The sequence below is a fragment of the Pseudarthrobacter sp. NamE5 genome (assembly GCF_005796225.1).
In the GTDB taxonomy this organism is placed as follows: domain Bacteria; phylum Actinomycetota; class Actinomycetes; order Actinomycetales; family Micrococcaceae; genus Arthrobacter.
The window spans coordinates 55,984-81,548 of record NZ_VAHO01000012.1 but is presented as its reverse complement, the minus strand read 5'-3'; the positions used below and the strand labels follow the sequence as shown (position 1 = coordinate 81,548).

Annotated in this window: 22 protein-coding genes; 15 read left to right on the top strand and 7 right to left on the bottom strand. The window is 66.3% G+C overall.

Annotated features, from left to right (window positions below):
* Positions 1–486 (bottom strand): DUF3093 domain-containing protein, encoded by a 486-nt coding sequence (locus tag FDW84_RS14455; RefSeq protein WP_138610213.1) that lies wholly within the window; start codon positions 484–486, stop codon positions 1–3.
* Positions 487–583: 97 nt separating this feature from the next.
* Here FDW84_RS14455 and dut point away from each other — a divergent pair, with 97 nt between their 5' ends.
* The 4 genes from dut to FDW84_RS14435 all read left to right on the top strand — a co-directional run bounded on the left by dut (position 584) and on the right by FDW84_RS14435 (position 3,077).
* Positions 584–1,114: a dUTP diphosphatase gene (dut, locus tag FDW84_RS14450; protein WP_138610212.1), complete on the top strand. Its 531-nt coding sequence runs from the start codon at positions 584–586 to the stop codon at positions 1,112–1,114.
* 106 nt (positions 1,115–1,220) lie between these two features.
* The gene (locus tag FDW84_RS14445) at positions 1,221–1,934 is read left to right on the top strand and encodes a DUF3710 domain-containing protein (protein ID WP_138610211.1); all 714 of its coding nucleotides are present in this window, start codon (positions 1,221–1,223) and stop codon (positions 1,932–1,934) included.
* The gene (locus FDW84_RS14440) at positions 1,927–2,298 is read left to right on the top strand and encodes an OB-fold nucleic acid binding domain-containing protein (RefSeq protein WP_240721529.1); all 372 of its coding nucleotides are present in this window, start codon (positions 1,927–1,929) and stop codon (positions 2,296–2,298) included. The genes FDW84_RS14445 and FDW84_RS14440 overlap by 8 nt, the downstream gene beginning before the upstream one ends.
* Positions 2,295–3,077: a DUF3159 domain-containing protein gene (locus tag FDW84_RS14435; RefSeq protein WP_138610210.1), complete on the top strand. Its 783-nt coding sequence runs from the start codon at positions 2,295–2,297 to the stop codon at positions 3,075–3,077. Before FDW84_RS14440 ends, FDW84_RS14435 begins: the two co-directional genes overlap by 4 nt.
* A gap of 2 nt (positions 3,078–3,079) precedes the next feature.
* Here FDW84_RS14435 and FDW84_RS14430 read toward each other — a convergent pair whose 3' ends face one another.
* Positions 3,080–3,838, bottom strand: coding sequence for a potassium channel family protein (locus FDW84_RS14430; protein ID WP_138610209.1), 759 nt, complete (start codon positions 3,836–3,838; stop codon positions 3,080–3,082).
* Complete coding sequence (locus FDW84_RS14425) at positions 3,835–4,509, bottom strand: potassium channel family protein (protein ID WP_138610208.1); 675 nt, start codon at positions 4,507–4,509, stop codon at positions 3,835–3,837. The genes FDW84_RS14430 and FDW84_RS14425 overlap by 4 nt, the downstream gene beginning before the upstream one ends.
* Before the next feature lie 151 nt (positions 4,510–4,660).
* On the opposite strand from FDW84_RS14425, the gene FDW84_RS14420 reads away from it, so the two are divergent.
* The 11 genes from FDW84_RS14420 (at position 4,661) to FDW84_RS14370 (ending at position 19,762) form a co-directional block, all read left to right on the top strand.
* Positions 4,661–6,604, top strand: coding sequence for an APC family permease (locus FDW84_RS14420; protein WP_138610244.1), 1,944 nt, complete (start codon positions 4,661–4,663; stop codon positions 6,602–6,604).
* Positions 6,601–7,977 (top strand): class I SAM-dependent RNA methyltransferase, encoded by a 1,377-nt coding sequence (locus tag FDW84_RS14415; RefSeq protein WP_138610207.1) that lies wholly within the window; start codon positions 6,601–6,603, stop codon positions 7,975–7,977. Before FDW84_RS14420 ends, FDW84_RS14415 begins: the two co-directional genes overlap by 4 nt.
* A 165-nt stretch (positions 7,978–8,142) precedes the next feature.
* Positions 8,143–10,968 (top strand): aconitate hydratase, encoded by a 2,826-nt coding sequence (locus FDW84_RS14410; RefSeq protein WP_138610206.1) that lies wholly within the window; start codon positions 8,143–8,145, stop codon positions 10,966–10,968.
* A 139-nt stretch (positions 10,969–11,107) separates the two neighbouring features.
* Complete coding sequence (gene dxs, locus FDW84_RS14405) at positions 11,108–13,081, top strand: 1-deoxy-D-xylulose-5-phosphate synthase (RefSeq protein ID WP_138610205.1); 1,974 nt, start codon at positions 11,108–11,110, stop codon at positions 13,079–13,081.
* Complete coding sequence (locus tag FDW84_RS14400; RefSeq protein WP_240721528.1) at positions 13,078–13,695, top strand: DUF402 domain-containing protein; 618 nt, start codon at positions 13,078–13,080, stop codon at positions 13,693–13,695. The genes dxs and FDW84_RS14400 overlap by 4 nt, the downstream gene beginning before the upstream one ends.
* Complete coding sequence (locus FDW84_RS14395; RefSeq protein WP_138610204.1) at positions 13,692–14,252, top strand: hypothetical protein; 561 nt, start codon at positions 13,692–13,694, stop codon at positions 14,250–14,252. Before FDW84_RS14400 ends, FDW84_RS14395 begins: the two co-directional genes overlap by 4 nt.
* Before the next feature lie 7 nt (positions 14,253–14,259).
* The gene (locus FDW84_RS14390) at positions 14,260–15,237 is read left to right on the top strand and encodes an aldo/keto reductase (RefSeq protein WP_138610203.1); all 978 of its coding nucleotides are present in this window, start codon (positions 14,260–14,262) and stop codon (positions 15,235–15,237) included.
* 6 nt (positions 15,238–15,243) lie between these two features.
* The gene (locus FDW84_RS14385; protein WP_138610202.1) at positions 15,244–16,269 is read left to right on the top strand and encodes a nucleoside hydrolase; all 1,026 of its coding nucleotides are present in this window, start codon (positions 15,244–15,246) and stop codon (positions 16,267–16,269) included.
* 196 nt (positions 16,270–16,465) lie between these two features.
* The gene (locus tag FDW84_RS14380; protein ID WP_240721527.1) at positions 16,466–17,341 is read left to right on the top strand and encodes an ECF transporter S component; all 876 of its coding nucleotides are present in this window, start codon (positions 16,466–16,468) and stop codon (positions 17,339–17,341) included.
* A gap of 25 nt (positions 17,342–17,366) precedes the next feature.
* Positions 17,367–18,110, top strand: coding sequence for an energy-coupling factor transporter transmembrane component T family protein (locus tag FDW84_RS14375; protein ID WP_138610201.1), 744 nt, complete (start codon positions 17,367–17,369; stop codon positions 18,108–18,110).
* Between the two features lie 17 nt (positions 18,111–18,127).
* Positions 18,128–19,762, top strand: a complete 1,635-nt coding sequence (locus FDW84_RS14370; RefSeq protein WP_138610200.1) for an ABC transporter ATP-binding protein — start codon at positions 18,128–18,130, stop codon at positions 19,760–19,762.
* A gap of 16 nt (positions 19,763–19,778) precedes the next feature.
* Here the strand turns inward: FDW84_RS14370 and FDW84_RS14365 are convergent, their stop codons facing one another.
* The 4 genes from FDW84_RS14365 to FDW84_RS14350 all read right to left on the bottom strand — a co-directional run bounded on the left by FDW84_RS14365 (position 19,779) and on the right by FDW84_RS14350 (position 25,553).
* On the bottom strand, positions 19,779–21,938 hold the full coding sequence (locus FDW84_RS14365) for a 3-hydroxyacyl-CoA dehydrogenase NAD-binding domain-containing protein (protein WP_138610199.1): 2,160 nt from the start codon (positions 21,936–21,938) through the stop codon (positions 19,779–19,781).
* The gene (locus FDW84_RS14360) at positions 21,935–23,215 is read right to left on the bottom strand and encodes a thiolase family protein (RefSeq protein WP_240721526.1); all 1,281 of its coding nucleotides are present in this window, start codon (positions 23,213–23,215) and stop codon (positions 21,935–21,937) included. The genes FDW84_RS14365 and FDW84_RS14360 overlap by 4 nt, the downstream gene beginning before the upstream one ends.
* Positions 23,216–23,486: 271 nt before the next feature.
* Positions 23,487–24,827, bottom strand: coding sequence for an HRDC domain-containing protein (locus FDW84_RS14355; protein ID WP_138610197.1), 1,341 nt, complete (start codon positions 24,825–24,827; stop codon positions 23,487–23,489).
* Positions 24,828–24,905: 78 nt separating this feature from the next.
* The gene (locus tag FDW84_RS14350) at positions 24,906–25,553 is read right to left on the bottom strand and encodes a DUF3000 domain-containing protein (protein ID WP_138610196.1); all 648 of its coding nucleotides are present in this window, start codon (positions 25,551–25,553) and stop codon (positions 24,906–24,908) included.
* Positions 25,554–25,565: the final 12 nt, after the last annotated feature.

Here is a 25,565-nt window from a genome sequence, read left to right as displayed (position 1 = left end):
CTAGCTGGAGAGGGCCGCTGCCAGTTCGTCGGGCCGGCGTGATGACGCCAGCCAGTACGGCGTGGGGTCCGACGGATCGGTGATGTCGATCTTCACCACGGGATCGATCCAGCCCCTGATGCAAAGGTAGGCGAGGCCGTTCAGCCGGACGCCGCGCTCCGCCGTCGCTTCTTCACCGCGGAAGGACTGCACAACCCCTACGAACCGGCGCTCAATGGTGGCCCGCCCCACGGTGAGGGTGCTTTCCGTTACCAGGATGCTGGGGGTGGAGAGGATGAGGAGTATGGCGATAATGGCGAAGAGCACCACAGCGGCCGTGTACCCGGCGGCGGCGCTGATTGGCGCGAACACCAGGATTCCCGCTCCTGCCACCCCGGCCGAAATGATCCAGATCCAGACATTGGGCCACAGCTTCTCCCGGTAGACCACCGTGCCCCCGGTAGACGGTGTACTGGGAACGGGCGCGGATGAACTTGATTCGGGCATGAGGCAAGCTTTCCACCTTTCCCTGGCTATTTCATCCCGGCCGCTTGGAAGAGACGGCCTAGGTCTGTCCCGCGGGCGCGGGTTAGAGTGAGTGACTGTGACTGATCATTCCGCAGCAGTAGAAACCTTCCCGACGGCAGCACCTGCCGGCCCCGCCGTCCCGGTTTCGGCCCCTACGCTGCAGGTGCAGCTGAAGATGCTGGACTCCGGCCTTGAGGCGCCCTCCTACGCGCACCCGGGCGACGCCGGCGCCGACCTTCGTGCCAGGGAAGACGTTGTCCTGCAGCCGGGGGAGCGCAAGCTCGTTCCCACGGGCGTAGCCATCGCCCTGCCGGACGGATTCGTCGCGCTCATCCATCCCCGGTCGGGACTGGCCACGAAGCACGGGTTGACCATCGTCAACGCTCCAGGGACGGTGGACGCCGGATACCGGGGAGAAATAGCAGTTACCCTCCTGAACACAGATGCCGCCGAGCCCATCGAGCTTCGCCGCGGCGATAGAATTGCCCAGATGGTCATACAGCGTGTCGAGTATGCGCAGTTCGTCCCCGTCAATGAATTGAGCGGATCCGTGCGCGGTACGGGAGGCTTCGGCTCCACCGGCGGATTCAGCCGTCCGGGGGCCTAGAGGATTATGGTCGGACCGGCAGCTGCGTTGCCGGGCGGCGGTACAGCACTACGGCGGGACCCCCACGGGCCGGACCGGCACATTTCACAACTAAGGAGACACTCCCATGGTCTTTGGGCTCGGCAGGAAAGCGAAAAAGGAACAGGCAGTTGAACCGGACGACTCCCTGGCTGCCGCGGAGTCGCCGGAAGAGGCGGACGCCGTTTCCGGCATCCGCGCCAGCGGCCCGTTCGATGAGTCCGAAATTGACGGCCGTGACGGCTATGTGGACCTGGGTGCGCTGCTGATAACCCCCAGTGAAGGCCTGCAGTTGCGCCTTGAAGTGGAGGAAGCCACCCAGCGTGTGGTGGCGGTAACGCTTGATCTCAACGGATCGAGCCTGCAGCTGCAGGCCTTTGCCGCGCCCAAGACCGAGGGACTGTGGGACGAGATCCGCGAGCAGATCGGCCAGTCGGTCGGCGCGCAGGGCGGCCAGGTTGAAGAGATTGAGGGCAGCTTCGGCACCGAACTGGTCGCCAAGCTGCCGGCAGGCCTCCCCGATGGCAGCCAGGGCTACCGCGTGGCCCGCTTCATCGGTGTGGACGGCCCGCGCTGGTTCCTTCGCGGTGTCCTGGGAGGCGCGGCTGCCCTCGAACGGCAGGCGGCAGAGCCGTTGGAAGCCTTGTTCAGGAAGGTAGTGGTGGTCAGGGGCGGCAGTCCCATGCCGCCGCGTGACCTGCTGCAGCTGCGCCTCCCGAAGGACGCGTCCGCCACGCCTCCGCCCGCCGCGCCTGCACTCCAGGAACCGGAACGTGGTCCGGAAATCACCCAGATTGGCTGACCCCGCACCCGGAGACGGTGAAAGCACCGGGCGGCGCGGGGCCGGCATCACACCCCTCAGCCAGCTGCCGGAGAAGGGCCGCGTCGTCTGCCAGGGACGGATCGAGTCCGTGACCTACCTTCCGCCGGACCAGGCCGCTGCCTTCAGCGCCATCGTGTCGGACGGCGAACCGGGCAGGCCTCTTTCCGGCCGGGGCAGGGACCAGCGCGGAAGGCTGCGGGTTGTGTGGCTGGGGCGCCGGCACGTCCCGGGCATCGAAGCCGGTACCGAGCTCCGGCTCGAGGGCATGCTGTCGCGGAGCAAAGGCATGCCCACCATGTTCAACCCACGTTACGAAATACTGTCCCGCCAGGAGAACGAATGACTGCCCCCCAGCCTGATCCTTTCCCCGGAGCTTCACGCCCCGATGCTCCCGGCGGCGAAACGAAGCCGGACGCTGCGGGCCAGGAACCCTCCCCGGTAGCGGGCCTTGCTGCCGAATACGCCGCCAAAGCAGGACTGCACCGGACCCACGACGGCCGGGTGGACGTGCTGCGCAGCGCCGGCGGAGTCCAGGGCATTGCCGAGAGCATACTGCCGGGCCTGTTGTTCCTGGTTGCGTACACCATCACGCGGGACCTCACGGTTTCCCTCGTGGCGGCACTGGCTGCCGCCGCCGTGTTCACCGTGGTCCGGCTGGTACAGCGGCGGCCCCTGACCCAGGCGCTTGCCGGTGTTGTGGGTGTTGGCATCTCCGCCTGGCTGGCCAACACCACAGGCAAGGCCGAGGACTTTTACCTGCCGGGCTTTTTCACGAACGCCGCCTATATCTTCGCAATGGTGCTCTCGATCCTCGTGAAGTGGCCGGTGGCCGGGCTGCTCTTCGGGTTCATCCGCAACGAGGGCCTGGACTGGCGCAAGGATCCGGACCGGCTCAGGGCCTACCGCCTCGGGACCTGGATCATCGTTGCTGTCCTGGTACTCCGGCTCGCGGTCCAGGTGCCGCTGTACCTCATGGGACCCGAAGGATTCGCCGCCCTGGCCACCACGCGGCTCCTCATGGGCGCGCCGCTGTACATCCTCGGTGTGTGGGTTGCCTGGCTGGTCACCAGGCCGGCACGGGACGCTGCTCCGGGCGGGCAGGATGCGGCACTGAAGCCCTGACCCTACCCGTCGAACCCGTCGTCCTCCGGCGCCTGCTGGGCAGCCCGAACGCCTGCAGGCTGGGGAGCGCCCTCTGCACCTGCGGTTCCAGGAGATTCGGCGGCTTCCGGCGAGAGCAGGGCGCGCAGGTCGTCCTCAGCTGCGATGGTGGTCACGAAGAACAGTTCGTCGCCGCCGTCAATCACGTCATCCCGGCTGGGTGTGATGGGGGCATGGTCGCGCAGGATGGCCACCAGCGTGGCATCCTCCGGCCAGCGGATGTCCCCGACGGTCCGGCCAATAACATGGGAGTCGTGCGGGACGGTGAACTCCACCAAAGATGACACCCCTGTCTGGAGCGTGAGGAGCCGGACCAGGTCGCCGATCTCCACGGCTTCCTCCACCAAAGCAGTCATCAGCTGCGGCGTATTGACGGCCACATCCACACCCCAGGAATCGTTGAACATCCAGTCGTTCTTCGGATTGTTGACCCGGCCCACGGTACGGCCCACCCCGAATTCGGTCTTGGCCAGCAGGGACACTACGAGGTTGACCTTGTCGTCGCCGGTTGCGGACACCACCACGTCGGCGTCTTCGACTTTCGCTCCCTGCAGCGTGCTCAGCTCGCAGGCGTCACCCACCAGCCAATGCGCGCCCCGCAGGCCGCTTCGCCCGATCACCTCAGGCTTGAGGTCGATCAGGAGTATTTCGTGCTTGTGAGCCAGGAGTTCCCGGGCGATGGACGATCCGACGCTGCCTGCACCGACGATAACGACTTTCACTGGTACTCCTTGGCAGGGGCTTTGGCGAGGATCTGGGCAACCTGGGCGCTGCGGTCCACCTGAAGCATGGCGTGGACGGTGTCGCCGTCCTGGTAGGCGGTGGCGGCGTCGGGCAACAATCCCTCGCCGAACCGGGTCAGGTAAGCGACCCGGACGTCGGCGGCCTTTTCAATGCTGCTGACCCGGTGGCCGACCCAGCCGGCATCGAGGTCGAGTTCGGCAAGCACCAGGCGCCCGGAGGGTTCGCGGAAATCGCCTGCGAGGTGCTGTTCGGGCAGGATGCGGCGAAGCACCTGGTCAGCACTCCAGCGGACTGCCGCGACCGTGGGAATGCCGAGCCGCTGGTAAATTTCGGCACGGCCCGGATCGTAGATGCGGGCCACAACATGGGGGACATGGAAGGTTTCCCTCGCCACCCGGGTGGCGAGGATGTTGGAGTTGTCCCCGCTGGAGACCGCGGCGAAGGCGTATGCTTCAGCCACCCCGGCCTGCTTCAAGGTGTCACGGTCGAACCCCACACCGGTGACCTTGCGCCCGGTAAAGCCCTGCCGGAGCCTTCGGAAGGCGCGGTCGTCCTGATCGATGATGGCCACGGAGTGCCCGGCGTCCTCCAGCGTGTGCGCCAGCGTCGCCCCCACCCGGCCACATCCCATGATCACGAAATGCGCCACCGTTTCTCCTCTGTATTTCTGTCAAGGTCCTGCTGCTAGAACTCTACCGCCAGCGTCCGGGCTCCGGCTGTCCACGGGCTGTCATGACATCGCCGGGGAATCCGACTAGCTTTGTGGGGTGCTGACAATATTGAACGCCGCCAAGCGTGTGATGGTGGGCCGGCCGTTCCGGAACGACAGACTTTCCCATACGCTGCTTCCCAAGCGGATTGCACTCCCGGTTTTCGCCTCCGATGCCCTGTCATCAGTGGCCTACGCACCGGATGAGATCTTGCTTACGCTGGCGCTGGCGGGCGTCACCGCCGTCGCGTTCTCTCCCTGGGTGGGGCTGGCCGTCATCGTAGTCCTGCTCACAGTGGTGGCCTCGTACCGCCAGAACGTCCACGCCTATCCCTCCGGCGGCGGCGATTATGAGATCGCCGGTGAGAACCTGGGCAAGTATGCCGGCCTCACGGTGGCATCCGCCCTGCTGGTGGATTACGTCCTGACTGTGGCGGTGTCCATGTCCTCCGCAGCGCACTACCTCACCACTGCAGTCCCGGCCCTCCACGGACAGCAGGCCATGCTTTCCGCCATAGGCGTGGCGGTCCTGGCTTTGGTCAACCTGCGCGGCGTCAAAGAGGCAGGCACCGTATTCGCCATACCCACCTACATCTTCATGGCATCAATCCTGGGCATGACCGCCGTCGGCATTTTCCAGGCCGCGACCGGACAACTCGGCCTGGCCCCTTCCGCGGCCTTCACGATCGTTCCGGCGCCCGGGTTCGACGAAGGCCTGGTGGGCCTGGCCGGCGCCTTCCTGCTGCTGCGCGCCTTTTCGTCAGGTGCCGCCGCTCTGACCGGCGTGGAAGCCATCAGCAATGGGGTGCCCAACTTCCGCCCGCCGAAGAGCAGGAACGCCGCTGCCACACTGCTCCTGCTGGGGATCATCGGCGCCACGATGCTGGCAGGCATCATGTTCCTCGCCCAGGCGACCAAGGTCCATATTGTCCTGGATCCCGCCACGGAATTCCTGCTGAATGGGAGCCCGCTGCCGGAGGGGTACATCCAGAACCCCGCCATCAGCCAGATTGCCCAAACCATTTTCGGGCCCGGTTCCATCCCGTTCTATATCGTGGTGGCCGCCACCGGCATCATCCTGGTGTTCGCAGCCAACACCGCCTTCAACGGCTTTCCCGTCCTGGGCTCGATCCTCGCCCAGGACGGCTATCTTCCGCGCCAGCTGCGCACCAGGGGAGACAGGCTGGCCTTCAGCAACGGCGTCCTGGCCCTCGCAGCCGGCGCACTGGTGCTGGTCCTCGCCTTCAATGCGGACGTCACCAAGCTCATCCAGCTCTACATCGTGGGCGTCTTCATCTCGTTCACTGCCAGCCAACTGGGGATGATCCGGCACTGGGGCCGGCAGCTCAAGCTCGCCCGGGACAAAGCAGACCGGCGCCGTATGGCCAAGTCGCGGGTGATCAACAGCATCGGTTTCGGCATGACCGCCCTGGTCCTGGTGATCGTGCTGGTCACCAAGTTCGAGCAGGGTGCCTGGATCGCCCTGCTGGCCATGTTCATCCTGTTCCTGATCATGTGGAGCATCAGGGCACACTACGACAACGTGGCCAGGGAGCTGGCAGTGGATGAGGACTCCTCGCCGCGGGCTCTTCCCACCAGGGTGCACGCCGTGCTGCTGGTGTCGCATGTCCGCAAGCCCGTCCTCCGGGCGCTGGCATATGCCAGGGCGTCCCGCCCGTCCCGCCTTGATGCAGTGACGGTGGATATAGACGCCGAAGAAACTGCGCAGACGGTGGCGGACTGGGAAAAGCTGGGGATTCCCGTGCCGCTCACCGTGCTGGCAAGCCCCTACCGCGAGACCGTCACGCCGATCATGGACTACATCAAACAGATGCGGCTGGACTCGCCCCGGGACCTGATCGTTGTCTATATCCCTGAATACGTGGTGGGCAAGTGGTGGGAGCAACTGGTCCACAACCAGACAGCCCTGCGCATCAAAACCAGGCTGCACTTCGAACCCGGCGTCATGGTGGCCAGCGTTCCCTGGCAGTTGAAATCCTCCGAAGAAGCCAAGAACCTGCAGGACGTCCAATGAGTGCGAAGACACAGACATCGCCGGCAAGCACCGGCGCAGCCGGCACCGAAACAGTGCTGGAGATCGGCCCGGTGGCCCACGGCGGCCACTGTGTCGCCCGGCACGAGGGACGCGTAATCTTCGTCCGGCACGGCATTCCCGGCGAAAAAGTGCGGGTGCGGCTGACGGATGCGGAAGAGAAGGCGAAATTCTGGCGGGCGGACGTGGTGGAGGTTCTCGAACCATCCCCTGACCGCGTCGATCACTTCTGGCATGCAGCTGACCCCGCGCGTGCGTGGGAGCACGGGCATCCGCCCGTGGGCGGAGCGGAGTTCGGCCACATCAGCCTTGCCCGGCAGCGTGCCCTCAAGGCAGACGTGCTGGCTGAACAGCTCAAGCGGCTTGCCGGCGTCGAGGGTGTCCCCGGCTGGGCCGGCGGCACCGTCGAGGCTGTAGGCGGAACCCACGACGGCGGCAGCGGCCTGGGGTGGCGCACGCGCGCCAGTTTCTCGGTCACCCCCGCCGGAAAACTGGGAATGCATGCGCACCGCTCGGGGCACATCGTTCCTGTCCGGGAAATGCCGCTGGCGACTGACTCCATTAACAACCTGCGCCTGTGGAACATTGATTTGCAGGGCGTGGACCGGGTGGAAGTGGCCGCCCCGGCCAACGGCTCCCGTCCGCTGGTGCTGCTGGCTCCGGCGGAAGGCACCAAACCCAAGCGGCTGGGCGCGATTGCCGCCCAGCTTCCCGGGGAGGTATCCGTCGCGGCTTTGAACCCGGTCAACGAGGAAGTACAGCAGCTGCGTGGCCGCACCTGGGTGCAGGAAACGGCGGCCGGCCACGAGTACCGGGTGACTGGAGCCGGATTCTGGCAGATCCACCGCGACGCGCCCGGAACGCTTGTGCGTTCGGTCACAGAATTCCTCCAGGGCGGCGGGTTCCTGCATCCCGGTGCCGTAGTGGCCGATCTCTATGCCGGGGCTGGACTCTTCACTGCCGTGCTGGCCGACGCAGTAGGGGAGACGGGCTCTGTTCTCTCTGTAGAAGGTTCCGCCGGAACCAGCCGCGACGCGCGGAAGAACCTGCACGCCGCGCCCCAGGTGGAGATTGTCCAGGGGCGGGTGGAACGGGTCCTGCACCGGAAACCGCGGGACTTTGACGCGCTGATCCTTGATCCGCCCCGGGCAGGTGCCGGAAAATCCGTGGTGAACCAGCTGGTGGCAGCGAACCCCCGCGCCATTGCCTACGTATCCTGCGATCCGGCGTCGTTCGCCCGGGACGTTGGGTATTTCCGGACGGCGGGCTGGGAGCTCTCAGCCCTCCGGGCCTTGGACCTCTATCCCCACACGCACCACCTGGAGACCGTAGCACTGCTGACACCTGGTCCCTGATGCCTGGCCCCTTTTGGACTACTATGGCGGTAGTAGTCCCACGTCGCGCCCGTATTCTCGGCAGGCCGTGTGCAATTTTCGGGTCCTGTTGCTAATTAGGACCTCCTAACTAGCAGGCGGTCAACCGCGCGACAAAGATGAAACTGTTGCGAGAGGAGTCCTGCGATGAGCACTGTGGACAGCTTCGGTTCAAAAGGCAAACTTAATGTAGCCGGAACCGAGTACGAAATTTTCCGGTTGAACTCCGTTGAAGGTGCAGAAAACCTTCCGTTCAGCCTCAAGGTATTGCTTGAAAACCTGTTGAGGACCGAGGACGGCGCGAACATCACTGCCGATCACGTCCGCGCCTTGGCAGGCTGGGATCCCAACGCCCAGCCCGATACAGAAATCCAGTTCACGCCGGCACGCGTGATCATGCAGGACTTCACCGGCGTTCCTTGCGTGGTTGACCTGGCGACGATGCGTGAAGCGGTCAAGGAACTGGGCGGGGACCCCAAGCGGGTGAACCCGCTGGCACCGGCCGAAATGGTGATTGACCACTCGGTCCAGATCGATGCCTTTGGCAACTCCGGCGCACTGGAGCGCAACATGGAGATCGAATACCAGCGCAACGGGGAGCGTTACCAGTTCCTGCGCTGGGGCCAGACCGCGTTTGACGACTTCAAGGTTGTCCCGCCGGGAACCGGCATCGTGCACCAGGTGAACATCGAATACCTGGCCCGCACCGTCATGACCCGCGAAGTGGACGGCGCCCTCCGTGCGTACCCGGACACCTGCGTCGGTACAGACTCGCACACCACCATGGTCAACGGCCTGGGTGTGCTCGGCTGGGGCGTGGGCGGCATCGAAGCCGAGGCAGCCATGCTCGGCCAGCCCGTTTCCATGCTGATCCCGCGCGTTGTGGGCTTCAAGCTCAGCGGCAGCATTCCTGCCGGCGCCACGGCAACCGACGTTGTGCTGACCATCACCGAGATGCTCCGCAAGCATGGCGTGGTGGGCAAATTCGTCGAGTTCTACGGTGAAGGGGTGGCCGCTGTGCCGCTCGCCAACCGCGCCACCATCGGCAACATGAGTCCGGAATTCGGCTCCACCGCCGCAATGTTCCCCATCGACGATGTCACCCTGGACTACCTGCGCCTCACTGGCCGCTCCGAGCAGAACGTTGCCCTCGTGGAGGCCTACTCCAAGGAGCAGGGCCTCTGGCACGATCCGTCCCGCGACATCAAGTTCTCCGAGTACCTCGAACTGGACCTGTCCACGGTTGTGCCGTCCATCGCAGGCCCTAAGCGCCCGCAGGACCGCATCGAACTGACCGAGGCCAAGGACGAGTTCCGCCACGACCTCAGGAACTACGTCGCCCACGACGCGAACGCCGGAACCCTGGACGAGTCGCTCGAGGAGACCTTCCCGGCCTCGGACGCCCCGTCCTTCACTGCCGGAGCCACCAACATTTCCGACACCGACCGCGAACCGCCGAAGTACTCGGCTGCGCACGGGGGAGCGGGACGCATCTCCAGCCCCGTCCCGGTGAAGATGGCAGACGGCCGCGAGTTCGAACTGGATCACGGAGCGGTCACCATCGCCTCCATCACGTCCTGCACGAACACGTCCAACCCGTCCGTCATGCTGGCCGCCGCGGTCCTGGCGCGCAACGCCGTCGAAAAGGGCCTGACCGCCAAGCCGTGGGTCAAGACCTCCGTTGCCCCCGGCTCGAAGGTTGTCACGGACTACTACGAGAAGTCCGGCCTGACCCCCTACCTCGAGAAGCTCGGCTTCTACATCGTGGGCTACGGCTGCGCCACCTGCATCGGCAACTCCGGCCCGCTGGAAGCAGAGATCTCCGAAGCCGTCCAGGTTAACGACCTCGCTGTCGCGGCTGTCCTGTCCGGCAACCGCAACTTCGAAGGCCGGATCAACCCGGACGTCAAGATGAACTACCTGGCATCCCCGCCGCTGGTCATCGCCTACGCCCTGGCCGGTTCCATGGACTTCGATTTCGACACCGACGCGCTCGGCAAGGACGAGGCCGGCAATGACGTCTTCCTGAAGGACATCTGGCCCAACCCCGTTGAGGTCCAGCAAGTCATCGATTCCTCGATTGACAAGGAGATGTTCGCCAAGGGCTACGAAGGCGTCTTCGACGGCGACGAGCGCTGGCGTGCCCTGGACACCCCCGCCGGTGACACCTTCGCCTGGGATCCGAACTCCACCTACGTCCGGAAGCCCCCGTACTTCGAGGGCATGCAGGCGCAGCCGGAGCCGGTCAAGGACATCACGGGCGCCCGCGTCCTCCTGAAGCTGGGCGATTCGGTCACCACGGACCACATCTCCCCGGCCGGTTCCTTCAAGTCCGACACCCCCGCCGGACAGTACCTGCTGGCCAATGGTGTGGAGCGCAAGGACTTCAACTCCTACGGATCCCGCCGCGGCAACCACGAGGTGATGATCCGCGGAACGTTCGCAAACATCCGCATCAAGAACCAGATCCTGGACGGCGTCGAGGGTGGCTTCACCCGCGACTTCACCCAGGAAGGCGGCCCGCAGGCATTCGTCTACGACGCCGCGCAGAACTACCAGGCAGCCGGCACCCCGCTGGTGGTCCTGGCCGGCAAGGAATACGGTTCGGGCTCGTCCCGCGACTGGGCTGCCAAGGGTACCGCCCTGCTGGGTGTCAAGGCCGTCATTGCCGAGAGCTACGAGCGCATCCACCGCTCCAACCTCATCGGCATGGGCGTCCTGCCGCTCCAGTTCCCGGCCGGCGAGTCCGCCGCAACCCTGGGCCTGACCGGCACGGAAACCTTCTCGGTTGAGGGCGTCACCGCCCTGAACGAAGGCACCACGCCCAAGACCCTCAAGGTCACGGCCACCGCGGAAGACGGCTCCGCCACCACCTTCGATGCCGTGCTGCGCATCGATACCCCTGGTGAAGCCGACTACTACCGCAACGGCGGCATCCTGCAGTACGTCCTGCGGCAGATCTCCGCGAACTAGCGGTTCCTGCCAGCAGGCAACACCTTCCGAAGCCCCGGCCGGTCAGCGACCAGCCGGGGCTTCGGCTTTCCCTGTGGGCTTTGCGCCTGAACCAAGGCGTTAGAGTTAAACGGCACGTCTACCACTGAAGGAGGGGTCATTGGGAATCTTGGACACCATCCGGAAACCGCAGGACCTGAACGGTTTGACCGAAGAGCAGCTGACGCAGCTGGCTTCGGAGATCAGGGATTTCCTGATCACGAACGTCTCACAGACGGGCGGACACCTCGGACCCAACCTCGGCGTGGTGGAGCTGACGCTTGCCGTGCACCGCATCTTTGAATCGCCCCGTGACAGCATTGTTTTCGACACCGGCCACCAGTCCTACGTCCACAAGCTGCTGACCGGGCGCCAGGATTTCAGCACCCTCCGCCAGGAAGGCGGCATTTCCGGCTACCCCTCCCGGGCCGAGTCCGAGCATGACGTCGTGGAAAGCTCACACGCGTCCTCATCCCTGTCCTGGGCGGACGGCATCTCCCGGGCCCGGCAGCTGACCGGGCAAGGCGACCGGCACGTCGTCGCCATTGTGGGGGATGGGGCGCTCACTGGCGGCATGGCGTGGGAGGCCATCAACAACATCGCCGCGGACAAGAAGCGCCGCGTTGTCATCGTGGTCAATGACAACGGCAGGTCCTATGCGCCTACTGTGGGCGGTTTCGCCGACTACCTCGCCTCGCTGCGCCCCACCATCGACTCCTTCCGGACGGCACCTGCCTACGAAGTCGCTTTGGACTGGTGGAAGAAAAAGCTCCAGAACGGTGGCCCGGCGGGCCAGTTCACCTACAAGAGCCTGCACGCCATGAAAAAGGGCGTCAAGGACTGGTGGGCCCCGCAGGGCATGTTCGAGGATCTCGGCATGAAGTACATCGGCCCGGTGGACGGTCACAACCTTCAGGCCATGGAACACGCACTCGCTACGGCCAAGCACTACAACGGTCCGGTGATTGTCCATGCCATGACCGAAAAGGGCCATGGTTATGCCCCGGCGCGGGCCCACGAGGCCGACCAGTTCCACGCGGTAGGAATTATCGATCCCGAGACCGGTGAGCCCACCGGCGCCGCGGGCGCGCAATCCTGGACCTCCGTTTTCGCCGACGAGATCGCTGCCATCGCCGATGAGCGCGAGGACGTGGTCGGCATCACGGGTGCCATGCTGATCCCCGTGGGCCTGCACAAGTTCGCCGCGAGGCACCCAAACCGCGTTGTCGACGTCGGCATCGCCGAACAGCATGCCCTCACCTCTGCCGCGGGCATGGCGTTCGGCGGACTGCACCCGGTGGTCGCCGTCTACGCCACGTTCCTGAACCGCGCCTTCGACCAGCTCCTGATGGACGTTGCCCTGCACAGGGCAGGGGTGACCATTGTCCTGGACCGCGCCGGCGTCACCGGCCCGGACGGCGCCAGCCACCACGGCATGTGGGACATGTCCATGGTCCAGATCGTCCCGGGCCTCCACCTGGCGGCACCCCGGGACGCCACCCGGCTGCGCGAGGAGCTCCGCGAGGCCGTGGCCATCAGCGACGCGCCCAGCGTGGTCAGGTTCTCCAAGGGTTCTGTGGGTGCCGAGGTGGAAGCGCTGGAGCGGCTCAGCGACGGCGTGGACGTGCTGTCCCGCAGGCCCAGCGGTTCGACGGAAAATGACGTCCTGATCGTCAGCGTCGGCGCCATGTCGGAGTTGGCGCTGGACGTGGCCAACCGGCTCGGGGCGCAGGGCATCAGCACCACCGTGGTGGATCCGCGCTGGGTACTTCCCGTCCCGCAGTCCATCATCGCCCTGGCCTCCCATCACAGGCTGGTGATCTGCATCGAGGACGGCGTCCGGGCCGGCGGCGTCGGCTCCCGGATCCGCCAGGAAATGCGGGCAGCAGGCGTCGATACCGCACTGAACGAGGTAGGACTCCCCGTGGAATTCCTGGACCACGGCACCCGCAACCAGGTCCTGGAACGCGTGGGCCTGACGGCGCAGCAGGTCACGCACGACGTCGTTGCGCAGGTTTTGGGAACGAAGGTCCCGTTCGCGCGGCCCCTGCCGGGGCGCCAGCATCCCACCACCGGCAGTCTTCCGATCCTGTGAGGGAAGAAGACTCACTCAAGTATCCCGGACCGCTGGGGGACATGGAGGTCCGCCGGCACACCACCACAACACGGATCCCTGCGGGACTGGAGCCTGGCCAGTTGGTGGTCTCGCGCAACCGGAAGTGGAATGGCAAGGCGCACTGGGTGGTTCCGGGCCGCTACCTCGGCGAAGACCGGCACGGCTGGTGGATCTTCCAGGGAACCAACGAGTTCTGCTCGCGTCCCGGCGCGGCCTTTTACACAAAGTCGGACGCCGTGCTGCTGGTGCCGAGGTCCGGGCACTGGGTGGCAACCTTCTACGACGACGCCCATCCCAACCGGGTGCGGGTCTATGTGGACCTTGCCGTGGCGCACGAGTGGACCGCCATTCGCACCGGCCTGACCGAGTTCCACGTGATCGACATGGACCTCGACGTGATCAGGACTGCTGCACGGGGCGTGTTCGTGGACGATGAAGACGAGTTCGCCGAGCACAGCGCCGCGATGAACTATCCATCCAGTTTGGTGAACCTCATCCAGGATGAGACGGACCAGCTTTACCAGGCCGTCAAGGCGCAGCAGGCACCGTTCGACGGCACCGACGCCGAATGGTTTTCAAAGGGGCGCAAATGAGCGGAATAGTCAGGGTCTACAAGCGCGACGACGAGGGTACCCTCCACTTCCGGGAGGCCTGGTACGACGAGGATTACCAGCAGTTCGTGATGAATTTCGGCGTGGTGGGGCACCAGAGCAAGACCGAGGAGACAGACGTTCCGGACCCGCAGGCCGCCGAAAGCCTCCTGGATGCCTTCGCCGCCCAGTGCTCCGGGGACGGCTACGCCGAGATTCCCGACGAGGAACAGTTCTGGGTGGTTGCCCAGTTCGCCCTCAAAACCAGGGAGGGCACTGACCGGGACCGCTACCTTGAGGAGAAGGCCAAAGACGCCCTGATCAGCCATCTCGCCTGGCGCGGACTGGGAACGGTGGAGCGCTCCGAATTCACCGATTACAAGCTGAACATCTTCTGCCTCTGCCCCGATGTGAACAAGGCCGTCAACGCCATCAAGGTCTGCGCCCGTGGCGAGGACCTCGACTTCACCAAGCTGAGCATCGGAGCGGCCCCGTACACCGATCCGGAAAACTTCAAACTCAAGCACTCCGCCAAGCCCGCCAGCGGCTTCAGTCTTTAGGAGTACCGTGACCACCTACCGCCGCGTTGGAAAGTCCGGCCTGACCGTGTCCACGGTGGGCCTGGGCTGCAACAACCTTGGCCGCGCCAACACCGCCACAGAGTCGCAGGAAGCCACTGACGCGGTGGTCCATGCTGCGCTCGATGCCGGGATCACGCTGTTTGACGTCGCTGACAGCTACGGCCGCGAGCCCGGCCTGAGCGAAACGATGCTCGGAAAGGCCCTCGGCAGCCGGCGGGCCGACGTCGTCCTGGCCACGAAGTTTGGAATGGACATGAAGGGCGCCAACGGTCCTGACTTTGGCGCCCGGGGTTCGCGGCGGTACATCATCCAGGCGGTGGAGGCTTCGCTCCTGCGGCTGGGTACGGACTGGATCGACCTGTACCAGTTCCACACCCCGGACCCGCTGACGCCCGTCGATGAGACCCTGGCCGCCCTCGATGCCCTGGTTGCCGCAGGCAAGGTCCGCTACATCGGGCACTCCAACATGGCCGGCTGGCAGATCGCCCAGGCCGAGTACGTTGCCCGTGAACTGGGCGGCGCCCGCTTCATCTCTACCCAGAACCATTACAACCTCCTGGACCGGCGGGCCGAGCTCGAAGTAACACCCGCTGCCGCGGAATTCGGTTTGGGAGTCCTGCCGTATTTCCCCCTGGCCAACGGGTTGCTGACCGGCAAGTATTCCCCGGGCCACGCCCCGGAAGGGTCGCGGCTCAGCCACACCCGCCGGCACCTGGTGGACGAGGCAGACTGGGACCAGCTGGACCGGTTCAGCCGCTTTGCAAAGGAACGGGGACTCACGGAGATCGAGGTGGCGTTCTCATGGCTTGCCGCCCAGCCCCCCGTGGCGAGCGTCATCGCCGGCGCCACCAGGCCGGAACAGGTCCGACAGAATGCTGCTGCGGCCGGCTGGGTGCCCGGAGCCGATGATCTCGCTGAACTGGACCGCATCTTTCCTGCGGTTTCCAAGGTGGCACTGTTCTAGACGGCCATGACTGCTTTCCTGCTGGACGTTGACACTGGCATCGATGATGCCTTGGCGGTTGCATACCTTGCTGCCCTTCCGGACACCGAATTTGTTGCCGTTACGGCTTCCCCCGGCAATGTGGACGCGGACCAGGTGGCCAGGAACACCCTGGCGCTGCTGGAACTCTGCGGCCGGCCAGGAGTGGAAGTGGCCATCGGCGCCCGGGAACCCCTGTCCATCCCGCTTCTCACCACCCCCGAGACACACGGTCCCCAGGGAATCGGCCATGCCGTCCTGCCGGAGCCTGACGGTGTCGTCTCGGCACGGGATGCCGTGGAGCTGTGGGTTGAACACGCCAGGGCCAGGCCGGGTGAACTCACAGCCCTCATTACGGCGCCGCTGACCAACTTTGCCCTGGCCCTCAGGATGGAACCGCGGCTGCCGGAACTGCTGGCAGGAGTGGTAATCATGGGCGGAAGCTTTTTCTACCAGGGCAACACCACCCCGACAGCAGAATGGAACACACACGTGGATCCGCATGCGGCCAAGGAGGTGTACGCCGCGTTTGAAGGCCAGCCCCTGGAGAAACTCCCAATCGTCTGCTCGCTGGACACCACGGAGCGGATGGAGCTCCACCCGGTCCACGTGCGGCAACTCGCGGAGGCGGCCGGCGCGAAAGTCGTGGAAGAAGTGCTGCCCGACCAGCCTGAGGGCCAAACAAGCGCCTCCGACAACACCCTGGTCCGGCACCTGTCCGACGCCTTGCGTTTCTACTTCGAGTTCCACCGGCGCTATGACCAGGGATACCTGGCGCACGTCCACGACTTCTTCGCAGCCGGTGTGGCCGCGGGCACCCTGGAGTTCCAGGCCCGGCCCGCCACGGTAGACGTTGAGACCGGTTCAGCCCTCCTGATGGGAACCACGGTGGCTGACTTCCGGGGATTATGGGGCAGGGCGCCCAACGCCAGGATTGTGGCAGACAACAATCCGGGGCAGGCCTTCCGCCAGCTGGTGTCCAGGGTGGGAGCCCTCGCCGCACGGCTGGGGTGAACAAGCTGGAGCCCGCACTTCCGCTCCGGCAGGTGCTTTTTCTCCGGCATAGCCACTCCTTCCCGGTAGAATGGGCGGCGGCCGGCAGGACGTTCCGCCGGCTGCTGCCGAGGTGACATAGGCGGCCCCGCACTGCGCAGTTGCAGTACAGATATTGCAGTGCCCGGTAATCCGCGTCCGCATCCTAAGGAACTCCATGTCATCGCCCTCCCTTACCCTCCCGTCCCCGGGGCCCGCCGCTGCCCGCAAACGCCGGCTGCTGGAAGTCCTCGGAGCCCTGGCCATCGCCGGCACGTACGTTTACCTGGTGCTCAACCAGCCCACGGACATTACGGGCGGCCCCGGCAGCGCTTCCGCCCTGATCGCCCTGTCCGGTTTCCTCGTGGGGGCCGTCCTGCTGATCGTTGCAGTCCTGCCCACCCTGCCGGCCTCCACGGTTGTGCTGATCCCGGTGGCCCTGGTGCTGAACATCGTGCTCGGCCAGTTCGTGGGCAGCACACTGGTCCCGTTCTACCTCGACGCGATCGGCACGGTCCTGATTGCGGTGCTGGCAGGGCCGGCGGCAGGTGCAGCAACCGGAGCACTCAGCAGCATTGTCTGGTCCTTCTTCAACCCCACCGTCCTGCCGTTCGCCGCCGGTGCAGCGCTGATCGGCTGCCTGGCCGGCCTCGCCGCCCGCCACGGCATGTTCCGGCGCTTCTACCTGGCGCCGGTGGCCGGATTTGTCACCGGCATCATCGGCGGCGTGGTGTCCGCACCGGTTGCGGCTTTCGTCTTCGGCGGCACCTCCGGAGTGGCCACCGGAGCGATTGTCAGCGCGTTCCGGTCCATGGGCGACACCCTCCTGGCGGCCATTACCAAGCAGGCGCTCATCTCGGACCCCATGGACAAGGCCATCGTGTTCACCGTGGTCGCTGTCCTGGCCTACGCGCTTCCCCGCCGTACGCGGGTGCAGTTCCCGTTCATCCGCCGCCACCGGGTGTTGGCTGGGCAGGCCGGCGACGAAACCCAGACGCAGGTCCCGGTTACGGGCACTGGCAGCCCGGCCCAGCCCACCGGGCAGGGCTCCTGATCCCACCCAATGCCTGAAGCGAAGCATGCGCCTTAACCCGCTGACCTCACTGGCAATGGCCGGCACCACGGCAGTGATCACGACGGCGGCCGCCAGCTGGCCGCTGTCCCTCGCCGTGGTGTCAGCTGCCCTTGCCCTTGCCGTCCGTGGAGGTACGGCACGCAGGCTGCTGCCGGCGGCAGCGGCCGTCCTGGTGCCCTTGTGCCTGTCACTGCTCATCGTGCACGGGCTCTTCTTCCCCGAAGGCAGGACAGTCCTGGCCCAGTGGGGGCCCGCGCGCATCACCGGGGAGGGCCTGGCGTTCGCCCTGCAGCGGGCAGCCCAGCTCGCGGCAGCAGTCCTTGCGCTCCTGGTGTTCTCCTTCAGCGTCCATGTGCCCGACCTGGTGGCGGCGCTGTCAGCCCGGGGCGTGCAGGGCAGGTTCGCTTTCGTGCTGGCGTCCACCCTCGCCCTGCTGCCGGCCGTCACTTCCCGCGTGCACCGGATCCGGCAGGCCCAGGAATCCCGCGGGCTGGTGATCCGCCCCGGCCTGTTGCACCGGGCGGCGGCGTTCCGGCTGCAGGCCGTACCGCTGGTCCTGTCCCTCATCGAGGAAGCCGGTACCCGCGCGGCGGCGCTGGAAGCACGCGGCTTCAGCAACCCGGGACCGCGTTCCAGCTACCGGGCCGTTCCCGATTCACGGCATCAGTGCACGCTCCGTGCCGTGCTGCTCGTGGCCGCCGCAGCCTCGGTTGTTGCCCGGCTCTGGCTCGACAGGGCGGGAACCTAGATATGGCAGGAACCTGAATGGCGGGAACCCACAACAGCGAAGGCAACAAACATCACGGGGATGCCCAGAACCCGGCGCAGCCCATACTGGCAGCGGGCATCCGGACCTTCACGTTCCACGATTCCGGGGCCCCTGTGCTGCAGGGGATAGAGCTCGCCTTCCTTCCGGGAACGTTCACCGCCGTCCTCGGACCATCCGGAAGCGGGAAGTCCACGCTGGGCCGGTTGCTCGCCGGGTGGCTTCCTCCCGGGGGAGGGGGAACGCTCCACGGCTTCCTCGAACTCGCGGGTACCCGGCTGCAGTTCGGCGGCGCCGACCTTGCACCGGGCCCCCGAATTAATCCCGCGGCCTGGGGCCGGCAGGCAGGTTTCGTGCCGCAGGACCCGGCTTCGGTGCTCAGCACGGTGAAGGCCACAGTGGCCGAGGAACTCGCGTTTGGCCTCGAGAATGCGGCGGTAGGGCGGGCCGCCATGACAGCCGCGGTGGAACAGACCGCCGCGCTGGTGGGCCTGACGGAACTCCTGGACCATAACCCCGTCCAGCTTTCCGGCGGACAGCTCCGCCGCCTCGCGATCGGCTGCGCCGTCATCGCCGGGCCGCGCATCCTGATCATGGATGAGCCCTTCGCATCACTGGACAGCGCCGGATCCGCCCGGCTGGCGAACCTGGTGCGGGAGCTCGTGAAGCGCGGTACCGCCGTCGTCATTTTCAGCCAGGTGGTGGACGCACCGCTCCTGGAAGCGGGAACCTGGCTTGTCCTGGCCGAGGGGAGCGCTAGGGCCGTCGGCACCCCGGCAGAACTGCTCGCCCGCCCCCGGCTGCTTCCGGCGGGCATCCGCTACCCGGCGGATGCGTCCGGGCCCGGGCAGGACAAGGCAGCGACGACAGCCGCACAAAAACCCCGCACGCAGCCGCTGCGCCAGGCAACGCCGACGGCCCCGGCGCTGGAGCTCCGCAAGGTCTCGTTCTGCTATTCGGCCGGCGACAGGATGTCCCGGCGTTGGATCCGTCGCAGGGGCGCGGCGCACGGGCCCCAAGGCCCGCCCCCACCAGAGGTGCTGAAGGGGATCAGCCTGGCTGTCCGCCCCGGGGAAATCGTGGCAGTAACCGGCCCCAACGGCGCAGGAAAATCCACCCTCCTGCGGCACTTGAACGGACTGCTGCGGCCAACCTCCGGCCAGATCCTCGTCGGGGGAGCCGAGATCGCGGGGACGCCGCCAGGCGTGGTGGCCCAGAGGGTGGGCCTGCTGTTCCAGCAACCCCGCGATCAGCTGTTCGAGCGGACCGCCCTCCGGGAGGTGCATTTCGGCCTTGACCGGCTGTACAGCTCCACCGAAGCCACTGAACGTGCGGGCACAGCGCTGGAAACCGTTGGACTGGCAGGATCAGCGCACGCGCACCCCGCGGAACTCCCTGCCTCCAGTCAGCGGCTCCTTGCCCTGGCCACGGTGCTCGCCCGCAACCCCTCCGTCCTGGCCCTGGACGAACCCACCGTGGCGCTCGACGGAAACGGCCTCGCCCGGCTGGACGGCGCCGTGGGCGCCGCGGCCGAGGAGGGTGCCGCCGTCGTGCTGGTCACCCATGACCTCACCTATGCCCGGAGGATGGCGCACCGGGTGGTGACGCTCGACGGCGGCCAGTTGCTTCCGTGACCGCTGTGAATGGCGTTCAGGCCGGACGGGACGCCACCCCGGGCGGCAGGAACCGCCGGCCGTTGACACGTTCAGAGGCGCCCACCCGGTCAAGGTACGGGGTGATGCCGCCCAGGAACATGGGCCAGCCGGCCCCAAGAATCATGCAGAGATCGACGTCCTCCGGCCCGGCCACCACGCCCTCTGCGAGCATCAGGCCGATCTCCTCCGCGAGCGCGTCCTGGGTTCGCTGCAGCACCTGCTCCGAGGTGGAGGGGGAGGTGCCGAAGGACATCAGGGCGAGTGTCGACTGCGGAATCTCCTTCGACCCGTCCGGGGCGGTCACCCACAGGCCCTTCACACCGTTGTCAATGAGCTTCTGGAGGTTGGCGGATACCCTGAACCGCTCCCCGAAAGCCGCGTGGAGTGACTCCTGGACATGCTGGGCCACCGGCAGCCCCACCATCGCGCCCAGCGTGAAGGGGGTCATCGGCAGGCCCATGGGGCGGAGCGCGTTGTCAGCAACCTCCGCCGGGGTCCCTTCATCAAAGGCAGCCGTGACCTCGCCCATCAGCCGCAGCAGAATCCGGTTGACCACGAAGGCTGCCGCGTCCTTGACCAGCACCGCCGTCTTCTTCAGGCCCTTGGCAAGTTCAAAGGCGGTAGCCAGTACGGCGTCATCCGTTTTGGGGGCGCGGACAATTTCCAGCAGCGGCATGACGGCTACCGGGTTGAAGAAGTGGAAGCCCACCACGCGTTCCGGGTGCTGCAGGTCCTCAGCCATGGCAGTGACGGACAACGAGGACGTGTTGGTGGCCAGGATGCAGTCAGGCGTGACGATTGCCTCCAGGTGCGCAAGAACCTGTTTCTTAACGTTGAGCTCCTCAAAGACGGCCTCGATGACGAAGTCCGCATCCGCGAAAACGTCCTTCGACACCGAACCCGTCACCAGCGCCTTCATCCGGTTGGCTGCGTCCTGGCTGATCTTCTTCCTGCCCAGGAGCTTGTCCACTTCGGCGTGGACGTAGCCCACTCCCTTGTCCACCCGGGCCTGGTCAATGTCCGTCATTACCACGGGGACCTTGAGCTGGCGGGCAAACAGCAGTGCGAGCTGGCTTGCCATCAGGCCGGCGCCCACCACGCCCACCTTGGTAACCGGCCGGGCGAGCTTTCGGTCCGGGGCTCCTTCCGGACGCTTGGAACGCTTCTGCACGAGGTCCAGGAAGGCGTAGACGGTGGCGCGGAACTCGTCGGACTGCATCAGTTCCGCAAGCGTTTCGCACTCCAGCGCCGCACATTCGGCCTGCGTCATGGTGCGGTTCGCCGCCATGATGTCCAGGACCTTGCCCGGAGCGGGAGCCGCATTGGACGTCTTGGCCTCCACGAAGTCCCGTCCTGCCGCCACCGCGGCGGCCCACTTTTCCGCCGTTTCCGGGTCGGCGGGGTCGACGGCGCTGTCGCGTTCCGGAGTAACCTCACCGGAGATGACTTCCGCAGCCCACGCCAGGGACTGCTCGAGGAAGTCCGCGGGCTCGAACAGGGCGTCGGCGATGCCGAGGCTGAAGGCCTGGGGTCCGGTCAGGGTCCGGTTGTTGCTGAGCGGATTTTCGATCATCACCTTCACGGCATTCTCTGGGCCTATCAGGCGCGGCAGGAGGTAGACGCCGCCCCAGCCTGGCACCAGGCCCAGGAACGCTTCGGGCAGCGCCAGCGCTCCGGCCCCCGTGGACACAGTGCGGTAGGTGGACTGCAGCGCGACTTCAAGGCCGCCGCCCAGGGCTGCCCCGTTGATGAAGGCGAAGCTGGGGACGCCGAGATTTGCCAGCGTGCCGTACACATCGTGGCCCAACTGTGCCATCCACAGGCCGTGCTCGCGCTTTTCCAGGTTCTTGACGGCGGAAAGATCAGCACCGGCCACAAGGTAATACGGCTTGCCGGTGACTCCGACGCCGACTATTGCACCCCGGGCGGCGCGCTCCCGCAGGCGCTCCAGCACAGTGCCCAGTTCCACGAGGGTGTTGGGTCCCAGGGTTGTGGGCCTGGAGTGGTCCAGCCCGTTGTCCAGGGTGATGAGGGCGAACCTCCCGGGACTGGGTTTCCCGGCCGGAGCCGGCAGTTCGATGTCCTGGACGTAGGAGTGGGTAACGGTTTCGTCCGGGAACAGGTTGGCAAGCTTAGTGAAGTCGGCGGCGCTCATGCGGCTCCTTCGGAGGTGGTTTCGGTAGCGGCGGAACCCTGCGGCCGGACTCCGCTGTAGTCGGCGTGGTGCGGGTTCTCCCAGATCACGGTGGCACCCATGCCAAGGCCGACGCACATGGTGGTGATGCCGTACCGCACGGTGTGGTCCTCTTCGAACTGCCGGGCCAGCTGCATCATCAGCCGCACTCCGGAGGAGGCCAGGGGATGCCCCACGGCGATGGCGCCGCCGTAGCGGTTGACCCGCGGGTCGTCGTCGGCAATGCCGAAATGCTCCAGGAAGCTGAGTACCTGGACGGCAAAAGCCTCGTTGATCTCGAACAGGCCGATGTCCCCGATGCTGAGCCCGGCCTGCTTCAGGGCCTTCTCGGTGGAGGGCACAGGACCGATGCCCATGACCTCAGGCTCAACGCCGGCGTAGGCGTAGGCCACCAGGCGCATCCTGACCGGCAGCCCAAGTTCGACGGCAGTGTCGGAGGAGGCGAGGAGGGCCGCGGTGGCGCCGTCATTCAGGCCCGCAGCGTTTCCTGCCGTGACCCTGCCGTGGGCGCGGAAGGGAGTGCGGAGCCCGGCAAGGTCGGACATGGTGGTCCCGGGGCGGGGCGGCTCGTCAACGGTGCTGAGCGTCCAGCCCTGGCCGGGCTTCAGCGCTGCCATCGGCACCAGGTCCGGCTGGATCCTGCCTTCGCGGCGAGCGGCGTCGAATTTGGCCTGGGAGGCCACGGCATACGCGTCCGTACGTTCCTTGGTAATGGACGGAAAGCGGTCGTGGAGGTTCTCCGCCGTATTTCCCATGTTTAGTGCAGCCGGGTCCACCAGCCGCTCGGACATGAAGCGCGGATTGGGATCGGCTCCGGAGCCCATCGGGTGGTTGCCCATGTGTTCCATACCGCCGGCCAGCACCACGTCATAAGCGCCAAAGCTGATGCCGCCTGCAGCAGCGGTAACGGCGGTCATTGCGCCCGCGCACATCCGGTCGATAGCAAAGCCGGGAACAGTCTTCGGCAGCCCGGCCAGCAGGGCGGCCGTTCGTCCCAGGGTGAGGCCCTGGTCGCCGGTTTGGGTGGTGGCTGCGATCGCCACTTCGTCGATCCGTTCCGGTGGCAGGGAGGGGTTCCGGCGGAGCAGCGCCCGGATGCATTTCACTATGAGATCGTCAGCACGGGTGCCGGCATAGATGCCTTTGTCCCCTGCCCTGCCGAACGGTGTGCGGACGCCGTCCACAAAGACGACGTCCCGGACAGTGCGCGAGGCTGCGCCGCTTTCCTGGTGGCTCACGTATAACTCCTCATCGAGATGTAGCGCCGGCGGCAGGCCGCAGCGCGGCAGCGGGACGGCGGCAATACCTCCGATGTTACTCGTGAGTAACATAGCCTGCAAGGCCCTGGACCGAAGACACCCTCTCTCACTTAATGCCCATTTTTGGCCAACGCTCTCTCACTCTCCTGGGAAAGTGAAAAAGCGTTGCCAATTTTCGCGCATCGAGTGAGAGAGCGTTTCGGAATTGGGGCGGGAACCAGGTGTCACGGAAGAGCCGGGGCGCAGGGGGTTACCCCTGGCGGCCGGCTGCGGCCGGGTCCGGCTTTGGCTCCTTTGGCGGGAGGGGCTGCGGATCCAGGAACGCTTCGGTGATCAGGGGAGCCGCCAACTCCACCTGCCACTCGCGTGCCCCCAAAGCGCGCAGTTCGGCGGCAACCGTTGCCTCAGTGATCTCCGACGGTGGCCGCCACGCCACGCGGCGGAGATAATCCGGGGTCAGCAGGTTCTCCAGGGGCAGGTTCAACACGTCCGACTTTGCCTGCAGGAGGGGCCGGGCCGTGGCCAGCCGTGCGGCGGCCTCCGGGTCGCGGTCGGCCCAGACACGGGGCGGAGGCGGCGCGTTGGTGGGCAGGTGCAGCGGGGGGAGGTCTTCCAGATCCCGGGCGGCTGCAATGCAGCGCAGCCAGCGGGGTGCTTCACGTTGGGCAGCACGGCCGTGGAAGCCCTTGGTTCCCAGCAACTGCGGCACGGTGGACGGCATTGCCTTGGCTGCTGCCACCAGCGCGGAGTCCGGAATCAGCCGCCCGGGAGCCACATCCCGCTTTTGCGCCAGGGAGTCCCGCTCCAGCCACAGCTCCCGGACGGCTGCGAGCTGCCGCCGGTCACGGATCTGGTGCAGGCCTGAGGTTTTCCGCCACGGGTCCACCCGGGGCGGGGCGATGCCGGCGTCAAGGATGGCCGCGAACTCCTGCTCGGCGTACTCAAGCTTCCCGTCCGCCTGCAGGAGCTCTATCAGTTCTTCGCGCAGCTCGGTCAGGACCTCGACGTCCAGCGCGGCGTAGCGCAGCCATGGTTCGGGCAGCGGCCGGGTGGACCAGTCCGCTGCCGAATGCTCTTTGGCGAGTCCAAAGCCGAGGAGCTGTTCAATGACGGCGGCGAGGCCTACGCGGGGGAGCCCGGCGAGCCGCGCGGCGAGTTCGGTGTCGAAGAGCTTGTCCGGCCACATCCCGAGTTCCGAAAGGCAGGGAAGGTCCTGGCTTGCGGCGTGCAGGATCCACTCAACACCGCGGAGGGCGTCGTTGATGATGTCCAGGTTCTCGAAGGGCTCGGGGTCGATCAGCCAGGTCCCGGCACCCTCGCGCCGGATCTGGACCAGGAAGGCCCGCTGCCCGTACCGGAAGCCGGAGGCCCGTTCAGCGTCCACTCCGGCGGGACCGGTTCCCGCTGCAATGGCGGCGGCACACCGCTCAAGGGCGGATTGCGTTTCAATGACCAGCGGAACGCCGTCCCGGGGCGCCGCGAGTTCAACGATTTCGGGGATGGGGCTGTCAAAGCCCTCCACCGTGATGTGGGGTGCGGTGTCAGCAGCCGGGACGCCGGCCGTGGTGTTTTCCGGAATGTTAGCGGTCATGGTGCCTCAAGTTTACCGGCCGGCCGGTTCCCGCCGGACGTCAATGCCGGGGTTCCTGTTTGCATGGCACAACCGGTGTCAGTTCCGCCGGTGTGGCAGCGGGGTCACGCCGTCCGGAAGGGGCGGCAGGCCGGCGAAGGTGCAAACCATGTCGGACCAGGCTTCCAGGTGGGCCTGAACGTCCGGCGTTGCCGGAGTCCAGGAGGCACGGAGTTCGATGTCGATGGAGCCGGGCCGTTCCGCCAGGGTACCGAAACTCTCCGACAGGACCCGGGTGGCAGTGCCGCCGGCCGCCCGGTAGGGAGCCTTGTGGTTCTCCAGCGCCTCCACAAGCCAGGTCCACGCGACTGTTCCCAGCATTTCGTCGTTGCCCATCTCCGGTTCCAGCTCGGCACGGATGTAGGTGACAATGCGGAACTCGCCGTCCCAGACCTCGGAGCCCTCAGGATCGTGGAGGAGAATGAAACGTCCCGTTGCCAGTTCCGTCCCGCCGTCGTCTTCCGTCCCGGAAGCTGCAGCCAAAGCCATGGCGGCGGGGCCGTGCAGGGGCGTGGCGGGGCTGTTGGCGCCGGGTGCAAAGACCTCGGCGCCCAACGCCACGGCGAAGGGTGCAAGCCGGGCCGGCGCCGGGATCTCCGCCAGGCGGAGTTCCCGGCGGCACTGGGCTTTCCTGAGGGTTCCCAAGGCGTGGAGAAAATCCGGGGGAACCTGGTCAAGTGCGTTCACGTTGGCAGACTA

Excerpts from the sequence above, each read along its gene's own strand:
- FDW84_RS14380 (WP_240721527.1), top strand. The coding sequence starts at position 16,466 with ATGTCATCGCCCTCCCTTACCCTCCCGTCCCCGGGGCCCGCCGCTGCC.
- FDW84_RS14445 (WP_138610211.1), top strand. The coding sequence starts at position 1,221 with ATGGTCTTTGGGCTCGGCAGGAAAGCGAAAAAGGAACAGGCAGTTGAA.
- FDW84_RS14385 (WP_138610202.1), top strand. The coding sequence starts at position 15,244 with ATGACTGCTTTCCTGCTGGACGTTGACACTGGCATCGATGATGCCTTG.
- FDW84_RS14395 (WP_138610204.1), top strand. The coding sequence starts at position 13,692 with ATGAGCGGAATAGTCAGGGTCTACAAGCGCGACGACGAGGGTACCCTC.
- FDW84_RS14435 (WP_138610210.1), top strand. The coding sequence starts at position 2,295 with ATGACTGCCCCCCAGCCTGATCCTTTCCCCGGAGCTTCACGCCCCGAT.
- FDW84_RS14415 (WP_138610207.1), top strand. The coding sequence starts at position 6,601 with ATGAGTGCGAAGACACAGACATCGCCGGCAAGCACCGGCGCAGCCGGC.
- FDW84_RS14410 (WP_138610206.1), top strand. The coding sequence starts at position 8,143 with ATGAGCACTGTGGACAGCTTCGGTTCAAAAGGCAAACTTAATGTAGCC.
- FDW84_RS14370 (WP_138610200.1), top strand. The coding sequence starts at position 18,128 with ATGGCGGGAACCCACAACAGCGAAGGCAACAAACATCACGGGGATGCC.
- FDW84_RS14455 (WP_138610213.1), bottom strand. The coding sequence starts at position 486 with ATGCCCGAATCAAGTTCATCCGCGCCCGTTCCCAGTACACCGTCTACC.
- FDW84_RS14420 (WP_138610244.1), top strand. The coding sequence starts at position 4,661 with ATGGTGGGCCGGCCGTTCCGGAACGACAGACTTTCCCATACGCTGCTT.
- FDW84_RS14365 (WP_138610199.1), bottom strand. The coding sequence starts at position 21,938 with ATGAGCGCCGCCGACTTCACTAAGCTTGCCAACCTGTTCCCGGACGAA.
- FDW84_RS14375 (WP_138610201.1), top strand. The coding sequence starts at position 17,367 with ATGCGCCTTAACCCGCTGACCTCACTGGCAATGGCCGGCACCACGGCA.
- FDW84_RS14355 (WP_138610197.1), bottom strand. The coding sequence starts at position 24,827 with ATGACCGCTAACATTCCGGAAAACACCACGGCCGGCGTCCCGGCTGCT.